This window comes from Candidatus Nitrotoga sp. 1052 (assembly GCF_927312905.1).
Classification (GTDB): Bacteria; Pseudomonadota; Gammaproteobacteria; order Burkholderiales; family Gallionellaceae; genus Nitrotoga.
Window position 1 is genome coordinate 1 of record NZ_CAKMHQ010000070.1, and the last position, 3,566, is coordinate 3,566.

3 protein-coding genes are annotated in these 3,566 nt (G+C 55.5%); 1 reads left to right on the top strand and 2 read right to left on the bottom strand.

The window, feature by feature from the left end; genetic code table 11:
• Positions 1–462 precede the first annotated feature (462 nt).
• Entirely contained in the window at positions 463–1,809 is a 1,347-nt protein-coding gene (locus tag MJ768_RS13115; RefSeq protein ID WP_239292363.1) for a carbohydrate porin, read from the top strand.
• A gap of 160 nt (positions 1,810–1,969) precedes the next feature.
• Here the strand turns inward: MJ768_RS13115 and MJ768_RS13120 are convergent, their stop codons facing one another.
• The gene (locus MJ768_RS13120; protein WP_239292365.1) at positions 1,970–3,193 is read right to left on the bottom strand and encodes an EAL domain-containing response regulator; all 1,224 of its coding nucleotides are present in this window, start codon (positions 3,191–3,193) and stop codon (positions 1,970–1,972) included.
• 39 nt (positions 3,194–3,232) lie between these two features.
• The coding region (locus MJ768_RS13125; protein ID WP_239292367.1) for an Hpt domain-containing protein at positions 3,233–3,566 on the bottom strand (334 nt) is incomplete at its 5' end.

A 3,566-nucleotide genomic window follows, 5' to 3' on the forward strand; every position in this document is an offset into this window, starting at 1 on the left:
ATTCCTCGTTGGAAATACGGCTTTCGTTCAGGCTCATACCACATTGGATAAGGCTCTACCTTGACACCGTTATTCCAACAACCCATAATTTGCCCCCCATTTAAACAACGGGGTTGCCCCATGAATGCTGACTCTTTTAGACCATTGGACGCAAAATAGTAGCGAGACCGTCGGTAGAGTCCCTTCTAAAACCACCGTCTCGCCTAAAAACGGGGCGGTGCGCAATTAGGTAGTTTCAAGTTTTTTCGCCTCCTTAGCGGCGACCTGTAAAGTACCTCCCTTCCATTTACCAAGTCCACCGTAAGTCGGTTTGTTTTAACTGAGAACACATGTCATTTCCTCTCGATCTCCTGTTAGGACTTTTGGCAGGATGAGAATCGAGATGTCAGGATCGTTCGGCTTTCCTGAGCTTTTGAAATTAATCGAGTTGGCGGTTTTATAAACTGCCAACGGAGTAGCGTTATGGTCATTCATCGTACAATCCTCCATTGGCTACTGGCTTGCATTGGGATTAACGCCGGGCTTCCTCTCGCCTATGGGGTCGGACCTCCTCTCGCCGATGGAGTAGAGGAAAGTTGGAACGCCAGGTTCCAGACTACCTACGTCTGGCAGGGCAAGGCGCCATTCAATGCCGCCTACAGCGGATCCCACAGCCTCTCTCCGGAGCGGGAGAAAAGCTATTCCTTCACCGGAACCGCTTTCCTCGGTATGCGGCCATGGGCGGGGGGCGAGTTGTACTTCAATCCGGAAGTGGCTCAAGGCGTCCCTCTCTCCAACCTCACTGGCCTGGGCGGTTTAAGCAACGGCGAAATCGCCCGCACCTCTGGGCCTAATCCAAAACTTTACATGGCTCGGGCCTTCTTGCGCCAAAGCTGGGGACTGGGTGATATACAAGATGCAGTTGATTCTGGTGCCAATCAGCTGGCAGGGAAAGTTCACCGGCGCCTAATAGCCCTTACCGTTGGCAAGCTTTCTGTAACGGACATCTTCGACAACAACGCTTACAGTCACGATCCGCGGACTCAATTTATCAACTGGTCTCTCATGACGGCGGGTGCTTACGACTACGCCGCCGATGCGCGTGGTTATTCCTGGGGCGCCGCGCTGGAGCACTATTACGACGACTGGGCCTTTCGCGCTGGCCGCTTCATACAGCCTAAATTGCCCAACCAGCTTGTGCTGGATCCGAATATATTCAAACACTACGGCGATCAGATCGAAGTAGGACATGGGCATGTGCTTTTCGGTCAACCGGGCAAGATACGTCTGCTGGCTTTCCGCAACCGCACTGTAATGTCCCGTTTCCAGGATGCGCTGGATTACGCTACGCTCCACGGTGGAGTGCCGGATATCAATAACGTGCGTTACGGTGAGCAGATAAAATACGGCTTCGGCCTCAACCTGGAACAACAGCTAACCCCCAATGTGGGTGTGTTTGGCCGCGCCAGTTGGGCCGACGGTAAAACAGAAACCTACGCCTTCACCGAAATAGACAATTCACTTGCTGCAGGGGCAGTCGTCCAAGGCAGTACCTGGGGTCGCATTCAGGACAGCATGGGCATCGCACTCGTACAAAATGGATTGTCGCGTCAGCGACGCGACTACTTGAGCGCCGGCGGCATAAGTTTCTTCATTGGCGACGGCGCACTCAACTACCGACCGGAAAATATCCTGGAAACCTACTACAGCCTTGGGGCTATAAAAAACACCTGGCTTACACTGGACTACCAACACATCCACAATCCCGCGTACAACGCCGACCGCGGGCCGGTTTCCATCGCTGCTGTTCGATTGCGTGGAATATTTTAAGACTAGATTGCTCTGCTTTTCGCGCCATGATGTCCTCCCACAGAAATCATGGCGCTATTATTTATCTTCCTATTGCGAATTGGAATAAGGAGCATCTTGGAAGAAAGACGATGCGTGGAAGCGGGGCTATTTATTCAGCATTTTTTAATGCGCTTGATTTTCATCTGCTGATGTCATTGGCGAACCCGGTGCGCACCCGCTCCTGCCAGACATCCATCCAACCGGGCAAATCCTCAGCCGGCATGGGCCGGGAGATGAAAGCCCCCTGAGCGAGATCGCATCCCGTGCGGAGCAGGAGATCCCAGTCGTCCCGGTCTTCGACCCCTTCGGCCACGACCTCCATGCCCAATTGTCTTGCCAGAGCCAGGCTGGCGTCGTACATCGCACGCAACGTCTCAACGGTCCAGGCGCGGTGCACGAAGCCTTGGTCGATCTTGAGTTCATCGAAGGGAATGTCGCGTAACTGGGCCAAGGTAGAGTGTCCGGTGCCGAAATCGTCGATTGAAAGGCGAAAGCGCTTCAGGCGCAGCCGGGTCAGGATTTCGAGCGGAATCCGCGCGTCCCCCATCAGCTGGCTTTCCGTCACTTCCAGCACGATCTGCTGCGGCGGTATGCCTGTCTTGGCGGTGAGTCCGGTAACAAAATCCAGGAAATCCAGGGACGCCAGGCTGTCCATGGATACGTTGACGGCCACCCGCAACGTCAGCCCTGCTTCCTGCCAGGCTTTGGCCTGGGCCAGCGCGCCGGTGAGCACTACCCGGGTCAGGTCGTCGATAAAGCCGTTCGCTTCAGCTACGCCGATGAACTGATCGGGTGGCACGATCCCGTGAACGGGATGGCGCCAGCGCACCAGGGTCTCCACGCCCGCCACCTTGCCGGTGGCAACCGTCACCTTAGGTTGATAGTAATTGACCAACTCGCCGTTGCTGATGGCAGCACGCACCTCGTCCGCGCCGTAAACTTTCTGCGCCTTAGGGCTATCCAGTGAAGAAGGTGCCCACTTTTCCAACAATGCGGACAGCGCCTCCGGTTTGACCGGTTTGTGTATATGGCCAAGCACCGTGATTTTATGTGCCTGCACCAGTTTCTCGACCGTCTGCAGCATCCGTTCATCTTCACCGCTGATCAGGATGAGACTGCCGGTATAGTTCCGTTCAACCAGGTGGCGTACGAATTCTATTCCGTCCATTTCCGGCATGTTGAGGTCCAGCAGGATCAGGTTCGGCCGCGTATCCACGCCGTCTACCCGATCCAGGGCGGCTCGCCCACTCTCGCAGAGCGCAACCGAAGTGAACCCCTGGTTTGTCAGCATGCGGGCCAGCAGCTTGAGCATGAATGGCTCGTCGTCGAGCACCAGAATTTTTACCATGAGTCTTTCAATCATCACTTTCTCTCCCAATCTTTTCACAACACGGAATTGTGTTTACAACGAACCAAGATATTCATCCACGACGGCCATTTCCGCCTCGAAGCGAGGCAACAGCACCGCCAGTGCTCCGGTGTCGCCCGCCTTCCCCGCTTGTTCCATTTCGGCGCACAGTTCGCCCAGCGCCAGCGCGCCGACCGAACGAGCCGATGATTTAAGCTTGTGGGCTGCGGCACTGACTGCCGCCGTCTGTCCCACTTGACAGGCGGCGCGCAATTCCGCCGCTATTCTGACCGAACTGGAACGAAAATCCCGCAGGAGTTCATTGATCACCGCCGAGTCGTTCCCTACCAGCCCTTCGAGAACGCTCACGTCCACTGGTCCTGTCGCC

What these genes read in the sequence shown, in the direction of transcription:
- MJ768_RS13115 (WP_239292363.1), top strand. Translation starts at nt 463, where the DNA reads ATGGTCATTCATCGTACAATCCTCCATTGGCTACTGGCTTGCATTGGG.
- MJ768_RS13120 (WP_239292365.1), bottom strand. Translation starts at nt 3,193, where the DNA reads ATGATTGAAAGACTCATGGTAAAAATTCTGGTGCTCGACGACGAGCCA.